The organism is Treponema putidum (assembly GCF_000755145.1).
Taxonomy (GTDB): domain Bacteria; phylum Spirochaetota; class Spirochaetia; order Treponematales; family Treponemataceae; genus Treponema_B; species Treponema_B putidum.
In genome coordinates, this window is sequence record NZ_CP009228.1 from 184,885 (window position 1) to 201,358 (window position 16,474).

The 16,474-nt window shown below is 38.3% G+C and carries 13 protein-coding genes and 1 pseudogene; 6 read left to right on the forward strand and 8 right to left on the reverse strand.

All coding sequences use genetic code 11. The features are described from left to right. Positions 1-4: 4 nt before the first annotated feature. The gene (locus JO40_RS00805; protein ID WP_044977417.1) at positions 5-187 is read right to left on the reverse strand and encodes a hypothetical protein; all 183 of its coding nucleotides are present in this window, start codon (positions 185-187) and stop codon (positions 5-7) included. Positions 188-202: 15 nt separating this feature from the next. After that, on the reverse strand, positions 203-811 hold the full coding sequence (locus JO40_RS00810) for a hypothetical protein (protein WP_044977420.1): 609 nt from the start codon (positions 809-811) through the stop codon (positions 203-205). 307 nt (positions 812-1,118) lie between these two features. Here JO40_RS00810 and htpG point away from each other — a divergent pair, with 307 nt between their 5' ends. The 3 genes from htpG (at position 1,119) to JO40_RS00825 (ending at position 5,888) form a co-directional block, all read left to right on the forward strand. After that, the gene (gene htpG / locus JO40_RS00815; protein WP_044979647.1) at positions 1,119-3,041 is read left to right on the forward strand and encodes a molecular chaperone HtpG; all 1,923 of its coding nucleotides are present in this window, start codon (positions 1,119-1,121) and stop codon (positions 3,039-3,041) included. A 74-nt stretch (positions 3,042-3,115) separates the two neighbouring features. After that, on the forward strand, positions 3,116-3,505 hold the full coding sequence (locus tag JO40_RS00820) for an Hpt domain-containing protein (RefSeq protein ID WP_044979648.1): 390 nt from the start codon (positions 3,116-3,118) through the stop codon (positions 3,503-3,505). Positions 3,506-3,650: 145 nt separating this feature from the next. Further along, complete coding sequence (locus tag JO40_RS00825; RefSeq protein ID WP_044977423.1) at positions 3,651-5,888, forward strand: ATP-dependent helicase; 2,238 nt, start codon at positions 3,651-3,653, stop codon at positions 5,886-5,888. Positions 5,889-5,890: 2 nt separating this feature from the next. Here JO40_RS00825 and JO40_RS00830 read toward each other — a convergent pair whose 3' ends face one another. Then, positions 5,891-7,630 (reverse strand): ABC transporter ATP-binding protein, encoded by a 1,740-nt coding sequence (locus JO40_RS00830; RefSeq protein WP_044977424.1) that lies wholly within the window; start codon positions 7,628-7,630, stop codon positions 5,891-5,893. Next, complete coding sequence (locus JO40_RS00835) at positions 7,620-9,413, reverse strand: ABC transporter ATP-binding protein (RefSeq protein ID WP_044977425.1); 1,794 nt, start codon at positions 9,411-9,413, stop codon at positions 7,620-7,622. The genes JO40_RS00830 and JO40_RS00835 overlap by 11 nt, the downstream gene beginning before the upstream one ends. A 189-nt stretch (positions 9,414-9,602) precedes the next feature. Between JO40_RS00835 and pepT the strand changes: the two genes are divergently transcribed. Continuing rightward, positions 9,603-10,808, forward strand: a complete 1,206-nt coding sequence (gene pepT / locus JO40_RS00840; RefSeq protein WP_044977427.1) for a peptidase T — start codon at positions 9,603-9,605, stop codon at positions 10,806-10,808. Positions 10,809-10,911: 103 nt separating this feature from the next. On the opposite strand, the gene JO40_RS00845 is transcribed toward pepT, so the two are convergent. The 4 genes and pseudogenes from JO40_RS00845 to argF form a co-directional block, all read right to left on the reverse strand. Further along, positions 10,912-11,736: a PhnE/PtxC family ABC transporter permease gene (locus JO40_RS00845; protein ID WP_044977429.1), complete on the reverse strand. Its 825-nt coding sequence runs from the start codon at positions 11,734-11,736 to the stop codon at positions 10,912-10,914. Next, positions 11,733-12,599 carry an ABC transporter permease subunit gene (locus JO40_RS00850; protein ID WP_044977431.1) on the reverse strand — a complete coding sequence of 289 codons (867 nt, stop codon included), beginning with the start codon at positions 12,597-12,599 and terminating at the stop codon, positions 11,733-11,735. The genes JO40_RS00845 and JO40_RS00850 overlap by 4 nt, the downstream gene beginning before the upstream one ends. Then, positions 12,596-13,367: pseudogene (gene phnC / locus JO40_RS00855) on the reverse strand (phosphonate ABC transporter ATP-binding protein). Before phnC ends, JO40_RS00850 begins: the two are co-directional and overlap by 4 nt. 72 nt (positions 13,368-13,439) lie before the next feature. Further along, positions 13,440-14,456: an ornithine carbamoyltransferase gene (gene argF / locus JO40_RS00860; RefSeq protein ID WP_044977432.1), complete on the reverse strand. Its 1,017-nt coding sequence runs from the start codon at positions 14,454-14,456 to the stop codon at positions 13,440-13,442. A gap of 134 nt (positions 14,457-14,590) precedes the next feature. Between argF and JO40_RS00865 the strand changes: the two genes are divergently transcribed. After that, complete coding sequence (locus JO40_RS00865) at positions 14,591-15,784, forward strand: MFS transporter (RefSeq protein WP_044977434.1); 1,194 nt, start codon at positions 14,591-14,593, stop codon at positions 15,782-15,784. Next, positions 15,768-16,400 (forward strand): endonuclease III, encoded by a 633-nt coding sequence (nth, locus tag JO40_RS00870; RefSeq protein WP_044977435.1) that lies wholly within the window; start codon positions 15,768-15,770, stop codon positions 16,398-16,400. Before JO40_RS00865 ends, nth begins: the two co-directional genes overlap by 17 nt. Positions 16,401-16,474: the final 74 nt, after the last annotated feature.

Genomic DNA, 16,474 nt, shown 5'->3' on the forward strand with positions numbered 1-16,474 from the left:
TCCGTCAATTTTCCGTCAATATATTTGAATGGGTGTTAATAATATAAGTCAACTCTTCTTCAAGTTTTTCCAAGGATTCCTCCATTTCGGTTATCTTCCTTATTGCAATTTTTTTTTGAATTTCACCTATTTTGCCGAAAACTTCGTCTATTTCTTTGCGGTCTTCACCGGCCATTGCTTTGTTCATTTTAATCACTCCTTTTTAAGAAATCAGAGCAGTTATATTCTTTCGGAATTCACCGGACGTAATTTCCCCATTGATAAAACTTTTTATCTCCTGTTTTATCCTCATAGGAAAACGGCTCCAATATTTTTCAGTCCAATTCCCCATAGTAGTTTTTAACTCATCGTTTTCTTTTGCACTCATTTCGCCTATACTGTAAGAAACAAATTGCAAAATCATTCCGTATAATACATCGGCAGGAATGCCGTCAACTTTTCCGTTTTTTGCAAGACTTTTTATAGTTCCGTCATAGGAACCTTGTTCGGGAATCCAAGAGTCGATAAGAGCCTTCATCTGATCCTCAGAAAGTTCCGGAGCTTCCTTTAAAAGCATATCGGCCGCAAAATCACGGAAAGTGTGACGTACGCCTTCAAGACTTGACTGAATCGACTTGTTGATGGATTCGGACATTTGCTTTGCCATATTTTCCGGATTTATAGCTGCAAGGGGACTTGAAGCTGAAGCCTCATTTCTTTTCCGTTCCAAGGCAGCTGCAATCACCTCTATTTCCCTTTCCCCGGCCCTATTTAGGATATAATCAACGGCATCAAAAAGCTCCCACTCCTTATTTTGCATATCATTAGCCATGTCTTTTATTATACATCTTTTTTAAGGCTTTGAAAAGAGATGATTTTCCATATAAATCAACACCCCCGATGCAAGCATTACCGAGAAATGGCGGATATTAACCGCACGAATACAATTCCATCCTCTTGCCTTTTTACTGATAATTTATTACTTTTTAAAACATATTGATTTAATATTACATTTTTAAATACCCCTTTGCGGTTTATTTTGATATAATATGCACTTTCTCATTTCATTACGAAAGTGCGTAAAAAAACAATGCTCGGGATTTGAAAATCCCTCAAGCTTATTTTTTTTGGAGGTTGATATGGCACAGTACAAGTTTGAAACTGAAGTGAACCAGCTTTTGTCGCTCATTATTCATTCGCTTTATTCAAACAAGGAAATCTTTTTAAGGGAGCTTGTCTCAAATGCTTCGGATGCATTAGACAAGTTAAAGTATTTGACCCTTTCCGATGAGGCTTATAAGCAGATTAAATTCGAGCCCAGAATCGATATCTGTTTTGACGACACAGCCAATACGCTTACCATACGGGATACCGGCTTGGGTATGAACGAGGAAGATCTAAAAAATAATTTGGGAACGATAGCAAGATCCGGAACAAAGGCTTTTTTAGATCAGCTTGCAGCGGCCGATAAAAAAGATTCCAATCTTATAGGGCAATTCGGTGTAGGCTTTTATTCGGCCTTTATGGCAGCATCTACCATCGACGTTATTTCCAAAAAAGCAGGTGAAAGCAATGTTTGGAAATGGACTTCGGACGGAAAGGGTTCCTACGATCTGGAAAAGGTTGACGATACGGCCTTCCCCATAATAGATGATGTGCCCGAAGGAGCAAACGGAACCTGCGTTATCCTTCACCTAAACAATGAAGATTCGGAATATGCTACTCGATGGCGTATCGAAGAAATAATTAAAACCTATTCCGACCACATCGCATTCCCAATCTATCTTCATTTTACCGAAAAGCAATATGACGATAAGGGCAAAGTAAAATCGGAAACCTTTAAAACCGAACAGATAAACGATGCCGGAGCTCTTTGGCAAAGACCAAAATCGGAATTAAAAGAAGAAGATTATTTTAACTTTTATAAATCCCTTTCACACGATTCCCAAGACCCTCTCCTTTATGTACACACAAAGGCGGAAGGAACTCAAGAATACACAACCCTCTTTTATGTTCCGTCGAAAGCACCCTTCGATATGTTCCATGCGGATTATAAACCGGGCGTTAAGCTATTCGTAAAGAGGGTCTTTATTACGGATGATGAAAAAGAACTTTTGCCCACGTACCTCCGTTTTGTAAGAGGTGTTATAGACAGTGAAGATTTACCCCTAAACGTAAGCCGCGAAATTTTACAGCAAAATAGAATTCTTTCAAGCATAAAAAATGCTTCGGTAAAAAGACTTTTAGGAGAGTTTAAAAAGCTCGCCGAAAACGACAAAGAAAAATACAATAAATTCGTAAGCGAATTTAACCGCCCTTTAAAGGAAGGCTTGTACAGCGACTATGAACATAGAGAAGAACTAGCCGACTTGGTACGCTTTAAAACGACTTCACCTGAAGTAAAAGAGGACGAGTGGACGAGCTTTGCTGATTATGTTTCAAGAATGAAAAGCGATCAAAAAGCTATCTACTACATCACAGGTGAAGACGAAAAGACCTTGCGCCAATCTCCTCATCTTGAAGTCTACAAGCAAAAAGGATTTGAAGTTTTAATTATGCCCGATGAGATTGACGATATAGTTATCCCTTCATTGGGAAAATACAAGGAATGGGAATTAAAAGCGGCAAACAGAGCCGGTTCCGATAAGGAGCTTAATACCGAAGAAGAAACTAAGGAAGCTGAAAAAAAAGAAAAGGACTTTAAGCCCGTACTCGAAAAGATTAAAGAGGTTCTCGGCGATAAAGTAAAAGAGGTACGCTTTTCAAAACGGCTTTCCGATTCTCCTTCATGTATAGTAGTGGACGAAACCGATCCCAGTTTGCAGATGGAAAGGATGATGAAGGCAATGGGGCAGTTTAATACGAGTTCCGTAAAACCGATTTTGGAAGTAAATGCCGACCATCCCTTAGTTCAAAAATTAAAGGATTCGGAAGATAAAGAATTTGTAGAAGATATGTCTAACCTCCTTTTAGAACAAGCGCTTTTGGTCGAAAGCGGAGAGCTAAAGGCTCCAGTGGATTTTGTAAAGAGGCTTAATAGGCTGATGACAAATTTAAAATAGATTTTATTGACGGAATGATAAACAGTTCGGCATGGATTCTGTCGGGCTGTTTATCTTCGTATTTGGGAGAAGATATGTATTTAGATAAAACAGCGGCAATGGAGCTTGTAGACGGGGACATGGAAATATACATGAGCTTACTTGAAACCTTTATCGAAGCCTATGAAAAAGATGAGGCCGAAATGGATCGTTTAAAATTTATTTTAGATGCAAGTGCCGAAGCTGTTTTAAGCGATGAGACCTTGCGTGAAAATGTACGGAAAACGGCACACAAGATAAAGGGAAGTTCCTATACGGTCGGTGCAAACATCTTGGGCGACTCTGCAAAAAATATCGAAAAGTTTTTGGTTGAACCTTCAAATATTAAAACTCTTGCAAACATTGAATTGCTTGAAGGATTTCTTGCAAAGTTTAAAGAAAATTATGCTAATACTTTAAAAGAGATAAAAACGGTTATTGCATAAAAATTCCAGTTATAGGGAACTTCAGATTTTTAGAAGTTTTCTTTAAATTTATTCAAGTATTTTGTATTTTGGGAGCCGATCTTTCCCTTGTACAATCCATAAAAACGTGCTAAAATGCAAAACCTTAATTTTGCGGAGGATTGTTTTGGCTCAACCGGATTATTTGAACATTCTTAATGAAGAGCAGCTTGCAGCTGTTAAGCATCAAGGCTCTCCTCTTTTGATTCTTGCGGGCGCAGGCTCCGGAAAAACACGGGTTATTACAACTAAGATTGCATACCTTATTGCCGAACATAATATCGGACCTGAACGGATCCTTGCCGTAACCTTTACAAACAAGGCTGCCAAAGAAATGTCCGAAAGAGCGGCTCATCTGGATAAAAGAGCGGAGAGGGCAATGATCAGAACCTTTCATTCATTTGGAGCATGGATACTACGCATGTATGCGGAATGGGCAGGGCTCTCTCATAATTTTACAATCTATGATGATGACGACTCTCTTTCCCTTTTGACCCAAGCCTCCCCCACTCTTACAAAAAATGCTGCCCGCGGTATCATAAAAAAAATTTCGCGTGCAAAGGATTATTGCCTTCTTCCCGATGATCCGCTTTTACAGGAAGTCGATCCTAATCCCGAATTTGCAAAAATCTATGCCGAATATCAAAAGAGATTAAAAGAAACCGGAAACGTAGACTTCGGAGATCTCATCATGATTCCCGTTATGCTCTTAAAAGAAAACCCTCAAATAAGAACATCTCTTCAAAACCGGTTTTCCGTAATAATGGTCGATGAATATCAGGACTCGAACATAGCCCAATTTGAATTCTTAAAAGTCCTCACAGGAGAAAATACTTATATCTGCGTTGTAGGAGACGATGACCAATCAATCTACCGTTTCCGCGGTGCCGAAGTTCAAAACATATTAACCTTTGCCGATACTTTTAAAAACACAAAAATAATAAGGCTCGAAAAAAATTACCGCTCATACTCGGAAATTCTTGCAGTCGCAGATTCCGTTGTAAAAAAGAATACGGGCCGTCTCGGTAAGACCCTTGTTGCCGAAAGAGGAAAGGGTCAAAAACCTCATATTTATTTTTTGCCTAATCAGGAAACCGAGGCGGAACTTTGTGCCCGCCTTATATCGCAAGAAGTCGAAAACGGAGGAGCATATTCCGACTGGGCTGTCTTGTACAGGACTAACGCCCAATCCTTAAATTTTGAAACGGATTTTTTACACAAAAAAATTCCATATCAGGTTATAGGTACTTTAAAATTTTATGAGCGTGAAGAAATAAAGGATGCGCTTGCCGTTCTTGCCTTTATCTCAAACGGAAGGGACGAGGTTGCTTTAAGGCGTATCATAAATAAACCTGCACGAGGTGTAGGAGAAATTACTCAAAAAAAATTAATCGATCTTTCCCGAGAACTTATGTTTTCTCAAAAAAGCGATGAGCTCATGTTGGAGTCCAAGGACGATTATATCTCGGCCATGTCTGCCCTCATTAATTCGGTCTCCCTCACAAAAAAAGCAAAAGAAGGCTTAAAGAATTTTTTAAACACCATAAAGGAATTACGCAGTATAATAGAAGCCGGAGACATCTTTTTTAAAAAAGAAGAACCGAAGGGCGAAGGCTTAGCTCCTTTTATCTATGAGGTTTTAAAACAATCGGGCTTTGCCGAATATTACGAATCGGTAGACTCTGCCTCCGGCACTCAAAAGACGGCGAACTTAAATGAGCTTGCAAACACAGCATCGCTTTACGATTTTTCGGTAAAGGGCTTGAGCGAATTTTTAGAACACATCGAATTGGATAGAAGCCTTGCCGGCTCCGAAGAAAAAAAAGATTCCGTAAACCTCATTACCATTCATAACACGAAGGGCTTGGAATTTAAAAACGTAATTATCACGGGCCTTGAAACGGGAGTCTTTCCCCGCGACAACGGAAACTTCGATGAGCTTGAAGAAGAAAGAAGACTTATGTATGTAGCCTGCACCCGTGCAAAGGATGCTCTCTACATGACAAGCTGTGCTTCCCGCCGCCTTTACGGCAGCCTAAGCTTTACCCAGCCAAGCCGCTTTATCTTCGAAATAGATCAAGGCCTTGTAAACATCTCGGAGGCCTCATCTTCTTATTCTACTTTTTCAGGAAGTTTCGGGAAACAAATACCTGCCGATTTTAGCACAAAAAAAGAAGAGCATCCCCTTCTTTCCAAATGGAAGAAGGGAGAAAAAATTTATCACGATGATTACGGCTACGGGGCAATAATTAAGGCCGATGCTTCAAGCGGAGAACTTGTAGTAAATATCCAATTTGAAACCGGCCTTATAAAACGCTTTATGCCTGAATATCAGGCAAACGATATGACAATAATAAAAGACTGATTTTACTTTTGCAGTCTGTACCATTCGGCGTATTTGGAATTTAGGGCAATAAGTTCTTCGTGAGTTCCCGATTCCAATAATTTGCCGTCATCGATTACATTTATTATATCGGCATTTTTTACTGTAGAAAGACGGTGTGCAATTATAAGTGTGGTGCGACCCTTCTTTAAAACTTCGATACCTGCATTTATAAATTTTTCGGTTTCGGTGTCAATGTTTGCCGTAGCCTCATCTAAGATCAGAATTTTAGGATCCCTTACCATGGCACGGGCAAAACAGATAATCTGCCTCTCACCTTCCGAAAAGTTTTTTCCGTTTTCGCTCACTTCGGCATCCAAACCTTTTTCCGAACGGCCTATAATGTTTATACCGCCTACAGCCTTTAAAGCTTTTTCGCAAGATTCCCTGTTTATAAAAGGATCGTTTAAACTTATGTTGTCAAAAATCGTTCCGCTAAAAAGATATGGTTCCTGCAAGACCACTGCAATTTTGGAACGCAGAGTTTTTAATTCAAGCGAGCGTATATCTTTCCCGTCAATTAAAACTTCACCGCCGGAATTTTCATAAAAACCTAAAATCAAATTCATAATCGTAGATTTTCCGCAGCCGGTTTTTCCGACAAAGGCTATGGTCATCCCGTCTTCCGCATTAAAATCAAGCCCTTTTAAAATCGGAATACCTTCCTTGTATTCAAATTGAGTGTTTGAAAATTTTATATCACCCAGGGGTGAATAAGGAGAGCCGTTTGTTCTTTCATGTTCAAAATTGATTATCTCCGAAACTCTTCCCGCCGCAACAAAAGCGTTTTTGTAAATATTTATCTGCATAAATAATTTTAAAAAGACATCTGTTATTTCCTTGTTATAACTTATAGCGATTACAAGAGTACCGACAAGAAAATAAGCTCCCTGAAAATACAGATACCCGAATACTCCCAAGAGGGCGGCGTAAATTAGTGTCCTGATTCTTGCAATAATATTCCAAGAAAAAAGTCCTGAAAGTAAAACCATTTTCCGTTTTGAAGTATAGGCCGGAAGATTAAATTTATCGAATTCTTTTTCTATTTTTTCCTCTGCACAAAAAGCTTGCACGCTTTCAATAGAATTAATGCTTTCATTAAAAAATCCGCTTAACTCTCCGATTGAATTCCTATAATCGCGTGTCGGCTTGTCGGCTTTTTTTAAATAATACCAAGCAAGAAAATAAATAATCGGCAGGTAGGCAAAACTCGCTCCAAAAAGATATAGGCTCATAAATGCCAAACGGATATATAAAACTATGCACAATAAAATTACACTAAATACCTCGCCTAAAACCGAGAAGTATAAATCTCCTACTGCATTTACATCGGAAGAAAAACGGCTCATTATATTTCCCGAAGTCATTTCATCAAAATGTTTCATCTTTAAATTTAAAAGATGACCGGCCATATCCATTTGAATATGCTCACAGGCAGTATTTGCAATTTTTCTAAAAAGCAATGTTTTTACATACATCGATAAGAAAAATAAAAGAGCAGTCCCAAAAAACAAAAGAGCGTGTTTAATTAAAAAATCTTTTAAATCCGGCATATTTACAAGGTCGGCATTTATAACGCTTGCCGTAATTGTAGGAAGATAGGCTGAAGATGCAATAAAAATTCCTACTGCAACAAAGGCTGCAAAAACATAAGCCTTGCAGTATTTTAGGTACGAAAGAAAAAATCTGTAATTTACTTTGAGTTTATTGGTCTTATCTTTCATCTTTTTTTCCTCCGTCAATTTGCAGGTCTGCATCTTCAGCTTGCATAAGTTCCGCAGAATGGCTGTGCTGGTACTCAAACTGCTCCGCATACCAGCCGCCTTCTTTTATAAGTTTTTCGTGTGTTCCTTGTTGAATAATTTTACCGTCATCAAGCACAATTATTTTGTCTGCATGCTGAACAGCCGAAAGACGGTGTGCCGATATAATGCAGATATTAAATGAAGAAGATTTTTTTAGGTTTTCGATTATCTTAACTTCGGTGTCTGCATCGACGGCAGAAATGGCATCATCCAAAATTAAAACTTCCGGCTCCTTAAGAAGAGCACGGGCAAGGGCAATTCGCTGTCTTTGTCCTCCCGAAAGCATAACTCCCTTTTCTCCTATTTTTGTATCGATTCCGTTTGTAAGTTTTTCGATGTCGTTTTTTACGTCAGCTGCTTCCAAAACCTTTAATATTTTTTCTTTTTCAATTTCCTTTTCATAAAAACACAAGTTTTCGCAAACGGTTCCCGATAAAAGTTGAGGACGCTGACTTACATAAGCGGTCTTATTTCTAAAAGAAAAAATATCGCAATTTTTTAAGGGAATATTATTTACGAATATATTTTCATTTTGAGGATACAGGCTGAAAAATTGTTTTATCAAACTTGTTTTACCCGAACCGGTTTTTCCGGTAATCCCTAAAATTTCTCCTTGTGAAATTTCAAAAGAAATATCCTGTAAAACTTTCTTTTCGGAATCGGAATACGCAAAGCTGAAATTTTTAAAAGAAATTTTTTCTACTCTTTCGATTTTTTCTTTGTTTTCCATGGGCGGAAATTCGTTGTTATCTTTTATAAGAGCATTTATTCTGTCGATAGCTGCATCTGCCGACTTTTGAATTTGTAAGTAAAAGCCGCTTGCCATTCCGCTCCATGCAATTATTCCGACAAAAACAAAAAACGAAACAAGATTGCCTGAAGTAATTTCTCCTATGCGAACAAGATAGCCTCCGTAGCAAAAGGCTATTATGATACAAAGATTTGTAATAAAGGCTGTACACGGCTGTAAAAAGGAAGTGAGTTTAACTTGTGCATAAAGAACCGAAAAATAATTTTTAACAATTGAAGAAAGTTTTTTTAACCTGACTTGTTCATTCACGTAACAACGGATAAGTTTTATTCCTTCGGCAAGCTCCAAAATACCTTGGTTGACCTTGGAAAATTCCGCATAGGTTTTACTCGTTCTATCCTTTATTACTTTACCCAAATAAAAATAAATAAGAGTTATAAGCGGTATTGGAAGGACTACTGCAAGGGTCAGCTTCCATGAAATTAAAACCGACATCATAAAAATTGTAACTCCGGGATAGGCAAAGGAATCCATCAGCATTACAAAGCCGCTAGCAAAATAATTTTCTACGGCAGCAACATCATTTGAGGTGCGTGCCAAAATATCGCCTGAAGTATATTTTTTAAAAAACGGCGGAGTCTTTTTTAAAACCGAAGAAATTATTTTTTTTCTAAAAAGATAGGCCGCCCTGTTCCCGGAATTATGAATAAAAAACATAAACATTGAAGAAAAGAAATATCCCAAAAAAGTGAAAAAAATTATCTTTACAACATATGCAATAAGGGAACTTTGCGTCATAGTAGAATTTTTTAACTCATCTACGGCAAGACCTATGTAGTAACCCGGAACAACCGTCAAAAACTCATCCGAAAGCAAAAAAAATCCTCCGAACATTCTTTTAAGCCTGATAGATTTAAAAATATCCCCGGCATCCTTTTGTATCTTAAACATAACTACTTCAATGCCTCCTAAATATTGTAAACTTAATCTTACAAAATAGTATAATATATCGGAACCGATATTGTCAATAAGTACATAGAACGGACATAAGACGGAACGGATATCTTATCCCCTCTTTACACAATACAGTAAAAGTGTTAGGTTGTAAGCCGTAAAACTTAATATTTGTATGGAGGCATTATGGATTATCTTGAAAGATTTAAAAAATACATTTCGATGGACACTAAGTCTAACGAAGAAAATGAGTGCTGTCCCAGCACTCCCGGACAGCTTGAGCTGGGAAAATATCTTGTAAAAGAATTGACCGATATGGGCTTAAAGGCCGAACAGGATGAACACGGTTATGTTTATTCGTCAATCCCTTCCAACACCGATAAAAAGGTTCCCGCAATCGGTTTTATAGCCCACATGGACACGGCTCCCGATTTGGACGGTAAGTGCGTAAACCCGAAAGTCTTTGTGTACAAGGGCGGAGATATTAAACTCAACGATGAGTACACCATGACCGTCAAAGATTTTCCTTTCTTAAAAGAGCTTGAAGGTCAGGAGATTATTACAACCGACGGAACAACCCTCTTGGGTGCAGACGATAAGGCCGGTATTACAATCATCATGGGTGCTATAGAATATCTTTTGGCTCATCCCGAAATTAAACACGGTGAAATAAAAATAGGCTTTACACCCGATGAGGAAATCGGAAGAGGCGCCGATCTTTTTGATGTAAAAAAATTCGGAGCGGACTTTGCCTATACTGTAGACGGCGGTCCCTTGGGTGAACTCGAATACGAAAACTTTAATGCCGCAAGCGTTAAAATAGAAATTCAAGGAAAGAATGTGCACCCGGGTTCTGCAAAGAATATGATGGTTAATTCTCTTTCTGCGGCCAGAGAATTGGAAAATATGCTTCCCGAAGAACAAAAACCGGAATACACCGAAGGTTATGAAGGCTTTATTCATTTAACTTCAATCGAAGGAAGCGTTGATTTTACAAAGATGTCTTACATTATCCGCGATCACTTTATGGAAAGTTTCCTTCACAAAAAAGAACTCATGAAGGCTGCGGTTGATTTTTTAAATAAAAAATACGGCAATATAATCAAAATGGAAATAAAAGATTCCTATTACAATATGAAAGAAAAAATCGAACCTCACATGGAAATAATTGAGCTTGCAAAAAAATCTATGATTGATATAGGTATTGAACCCAATATAGTACCGGTCAGGGGAGGAACTGACGGAGCCCGCCTTTCTTTTATGGGACTTCCATGTCCTAACCTTTTTGCAGGAGGTTATAATTTTCACGGCCGCTTTGAGTTTATCCCCACAAGAGCATTCGAAAAGGGAATTGAACTTGTAGTAAAAATTGTTGAGAATAACGCAAAGTAATTTTTTGTTTCAATACGAACGGGGGCAGTTTGAATTTTTTTCTTATTCTTTCTGCCCCGTCAGGCATCTTGTAAAAATACAAAAAGTTTTTTTACAAGATGCCTTAATGCCTAATCTTGTTTCTTATCCTTGTTGAAGAGATTTCCAAAATAATTGCCGTTCCGAAAATAAGATAAGATATAAATCCGACTTCACTCATATTAAAATTTAAGGAGCCGGCCATAAAAAGCTCATAACCTATTCCGCCGGCTCCTGCAGCAGCTCCTACGGCAACCGCATTTCCAAAGTTAATCTCGAATCTAAAAAAGCTCCACGAGATTAGATTATTTATCGAAGCGGGAAGAACTGCCTGACTTATAATTTCGATGTAGCTTGCCCCGCAGGCTTTTAAGGCCTCAATCGTTTTTTTGTCTATGCCGTCAAAGCTTTCCGAAAAACCTTTTACGAGATAGGCTGTGCTGTGAAAGCTCATACCGAGGACGGCAGCCTCTGCTCCTATGTTTGCAACTACCGAAAATATTAAGACCCAAATAATTGTAGGCACGGAGCGGATAAGGGACATTGCCGTTCTTATGATTTTTACAAGATACTTGTTTGAAAGATTTTCCGAAGCGACTATCCCTAAAAAGAAAGCAAGCACCACTCCGAACACGGTGGTTAAAAGGGCAAGGCTTAAACTCACCAAAAGAGAAAAAAATATTTCCGCATAAGAATATTTTTGAGACAGCTTAGGGTAAAAAAGCAAATCTTTTGAATATTCGGTAAATTGTAAAAATGCCTTTTGAATTCCATAGTCGGGTTTTTCTATTTTAAATAAAGTTATAATTGTAAGACAGGATAAAAAAATAAGAACAAATAAAATTAAGCCTCTTTGTTTTGAGAATTTTCTTATCTTTATTTTTTTAATTTTGTTTGCTCGTTCAATCATAGAAGAACTCTCCTTATTTTGTTTGAAAGAATGTCGATGAGTAAAACTATGATTACAAGGCATAGAATAATTAAGCCTGCACTGTTATAACGGAAACTTTTAAAATAAAGGTTAAATAAAAAACCTATTCCCGTTCCGGTTAGAATTCCTATTAGAGCAGAGTCCCTCACATTCGTTTCGACTGTGTATAAGAGCCACGAAACAAGGCCGGGTGCTATGCTTGGGAATACGGCATTAAAGAGGGCCGGAAAATACGGAACACCGGCAGCCCGCAGTGCCGTAAAGGATTCTTCACTCGTTTCTTCTATCATCTCCTTAAAAACCCTTACCAGATGGCCCAAGGTAATTATAAAGAGGGCTAAAAAGCCTGTAAAATTATTTTGTTTAAATGAAAACAATAAAAGCATTGTCCACGCTACCAGCGGAATATTTCTTAAAAACGAAGCTATAAGGGTAAGGATTATTGTAAAGGGTTTATTTATTCCTGTGGTTTGAGAACCGAGGAGGGCTAAGATAAGGGCAAAAAATGCCGCCGCAGTCGTTGCCGAGACAGCTATTACACAGGTCTCACCCAAAGTTTTTATTATAAGCGGAATATGTTTTAAACTTTCATTGTCGGGTATAAAGTTTTTTATAAGCCAAGTTATTGCAAGGGGAAATTTAAGAACCGCTTTAATATCTTTAAAACCGGTTATATTTGATGCAAAATAATATATTAAAACAAGACTTAAAAGAATAATGATTGCCTTTAGTTTTTTTCTTGCAAAAAAAATTTGTTTTTTTTCCCAAGAGTATGAAGTTTCTTTTTTATGATAATGTCTTTTCTTTTTGTCCTCAGAGTAAATTTTTAAGTCGAACTTCATAGGACTTTTTCCCCGCTGTCCATAGAAACACTTGTAAAAATTTCTTTATGCAAGACTTCATCGTTTAGGGAATCCGGTCTTCCGTCAAAAACTATTTTTCCGTTATTGAGCGCGATGATTCTGTCGGCATATTTTTTTTGCAGCTTCCATTTGGTGCAGACTTATAAGACAGGCAATGTTTTTATTTACTGCAAATTCTTTAATATAATTTAAAACCGTTTCTGCCGACTGAGGGTCAAGGGAGGCTATGGGCTCATCACATAATAAAAGCTTCGGATTTTGCATTAAGGCTCTTGCAATTCCTATTCTTTGTTTTTGGCCTCCGCTTAATTCGCTGCATCTTTGAAAAGCAAATTCTTCCATGCCCACGGTTTTTAAAAGAGCAAAGGCTTTTTCTTTTTCTTCTTCGGTATAAAGGCCTAGAGCTCCCCGGTAAGAAGGGATTGAGCCGAGGCAGCCGTGCAGAACATTTTCGACTGAATTAAGACGCTCGACCAGATTATAATTTTGAAAAATCATTCCTATCTTTGAGCGGTATTGCCTTAATTCTTTTCCTTTAAGCCTGTTTATTTTTTCTCCCAAAAAAATAATTTCTCCCTCATCCGGCTCAACCAAGCGGTTTATACATCGAAGCATGGTAGATTTTCCAGCTCCCGATAAACCTATTACTGCTGCAATTTCGCCTTCTTCTATTTTAAAAGAAATATTTTGTAAGGCCTTCCGTCCGGAAGGATAAGTTTTTGAAATATTTTTAAGTTCAAGAATCACAAGGCTAACCTTCGAGTTTTTCATAAGTCTTTATTTAATGACTTATGAAAAACATCGCAAATATAAAAAAGATTAGCACATTGTGGCATACATAACTGCTTTGATAGTATGCATGCGGTTTTCGGCTTCATCAAAAACAACTGATTTTTGAGATTCAAAAACTTCATTTGTAACTTCCATTTCGGGAAGACCGAATTTTTTGTGAATCTCCTGCCCCTTTGTTGTCTTTAAGTCATGGAACGAGGGGAGACAATGTAAGAAGATTGCATCCTTGTCCGCATTGTCCATAGCGGCCTTATTTACCTGATAGGGTTTTAAGAGTTTAATACGCTCTTCCCATACGCTGTCGGGTTCTCCCATTGATACCCAAATGTCGGTATAAAGAACATGAGCTCCCTTTGTACCCTCGTTTACGTTTTCGGTTAAGGTTACGCTTGCTCCAGTTTCGGCTGCGATTTTCTTTGCTTCGGCCACCAAGTCTTCAGCAGGGAAAAGGTGCTTGGGCGAACATGCTGTAAAGTGCATTCCCATTTTTACGCAAGCTATCATGAGAGAGTTGGCCACGTTGTTTCGGGCATCTCCCATGTATGTAAATTTAAGCCCCTTCAAATAGCCGAATTTTTCTTCGATTGTAAGAAGGTCTGCGAGCATTTGAGTCGGGTGAAAGAGGTCGGTTAATCCGTTCCATACGGGAACGCCGGAATATTCGGCCAAGGTTTCTACGAGTTCTTGGCTGAAGCCTCTGTACTCGATACCGTCATACATTCTTCCTAAAACGCGGGCAGTGTCTTCAATAGATTCTTTATGTCCCATCTGTGAAGAGTTCGGATCAAGGTAGGTAACGCCCATTCCAAGGTCATAACCTGCAACTTCAAAAGAGCATCGTGTTCTTGTAGATGTTTTTTCAAAAAGAAGAACGATGTTTTTTCCTTCGAGGTATCTGTGAGGAATTCCAGCCCTTTTCATATCTTTAAAATTTTTTGAAAGGTTAAGTAAATACCGGATTTCATCTGTAGTAAAATCCAACAATTTTAGAAAACTTTTTCCGCGCAAATTTTTTGCGCTCTTTCCGCGAATTTCTTTAAGCATAGTTTTAACTCCTTAAACTGCTATTGATGAATGGGAACAATATATCAGCTTTTGTAAAAATAATCCAGTACCTAAAATACAATGCGGACACTTGACTATTCCGATAAAAAGCAATATCATAGCGGCAGTTTCTTATGAAAGATTTACGAAAAAGAACCTTTAATGTTTCAGGCCTTAGTTTTTTAGTTTATTCTCTTTCTTCTATTGCAATCTCAATATGCCTCGTAAATATTAAAAGAGACTTAAATTTTTCACTTACGGAAGCGGGCTTATTCGGAATGCTTTGTGCTATCGAGCAGATGATAATTCTTTTTATAAGCCCCATCTTTGCAGCCAAGTTCGGCAAGATAAAAGTTCTGCGAGCTTCTCTTTTGATATTAACAGCAGGGCTTTTTTTCTTTTCAAAAAGCATTAACTTTTTTACTGCACTTTTAAGCGCTCTTTGCATGGGACTGGGCGTTGCAAACATGGAAGCCCTGCTGACTCCCATAGTAAATGATTTGTACCCGAACGATACTGGCGCAAAGATGAATATGATGCACGCCTTTTGGCCATTGGGAACTTGTTCCGGACTGATAGGTTTCGGCTATCTTCTTTCGATAGGAATAAACTGGAGATACATTTACATAGGCCTATCGATTTTTGCTTTCTTAATTTGCTTTTCCTATCCTTCATCAAAAAAAGTAAAACTTCCGCCCTCGGACGGAAGCAAGGCTGCCTTTAAAGAAATATTTTCCCTACCCTCTTTTTGGCTTTTCGGTCTATCCCTCTTTTTTGCAGGAGGAGCCGAAGGAGCTTTTGCCTTTTGGTCAGCTACTCTGATTCAACTTTATTTAAAGGCCTCTGCCTTTTACGCAGGAATTGTAACGGCGGGCTTTGCGCTCGGAATGTTTATCGGAAGGTCATTAAACAGCAAAGTCTTAAAAAAAGTTTCCATTCAAAAAGCGATAATAGTTTCTTCGATTGCTTCGTTTATAGTCAGCCTCTTATTTATTTTTGTAAACTCGCTTTTCGGCTTAGCAGTCTTTTTATTTTTTATGGGACTTTGCCTTGCCTGCCTTTGGCCGACAATCCAATCCTTTGCTGCAGCCATCCTTCCGGTAGACGCAACGGCCCTTATGATCTTTTTATCCTGCTTCGGAGTTCCCGGTTACAGCACTGCAAGTTTTATCATGGGAATAGTTGGAGATAAATACAATTTGTTCATTGCCTTTATTACGGTAGTTCCGGTATTTTTAATTTTAGTTCCGATTCTTTTTATCATGGGCTGTAAGCTGTCCGGCTCTCCTAAACTAAAAAAGGTAAAACAAAATGAATCTATTGGATAAAGATGAAATCGAAGAAGTATACCGCCGTTTCAAAAAGAATAATCCTAACCCGAAAGGAGAATTACATTCTGAAAATATTTTCACTCTTTTGGTCGCAGTGGTACTCTCAGCTCAAGCGACCGATGTAGGCGTAAACAAAGCAACAGGACCTTTCTTTAAGGCAGCCGACACGCCTCAAAAGATGATAGAGCTGGGTGAAGAAGGGATCCGCTCATACATCAAAACAATAAATTTATATCCGACAAAGGCTAAACGTATTTTTGAGTTAAGCCGAATAATTCAAAACGAGTATTCGGGAAAGGTTCCAGACACAATGGAAGAACTTATAAAACTTCCCGGTGTCGGACGTAAAACGGCAAACGTGGTTTTAAACATGGGTTTCGGGAAACCTGCAATCGCAGTAGATACTCACATCCTCAGAACCGCCCCGCGCATAGGTCTTTCATCCGGAAAGACCCCCATACAAGTTGAGGAGGATTTACTCAAGGTTACTCCAAAAAAATATTTATTAAATGCCCACCATTGGATTCTCCTCCACGGACGTTATATCTGCAAGGCCAGAAAGCCTGAATGTGAAACCTGCTTCTTATCGGATATCTGTATGAAGAATTTGTAGACCCGATTAAAAATACTGCCGAGTTTGTAAAACAAATTCTTTTTTTTATACTAAGAACTCTTCTTATAAAGAAG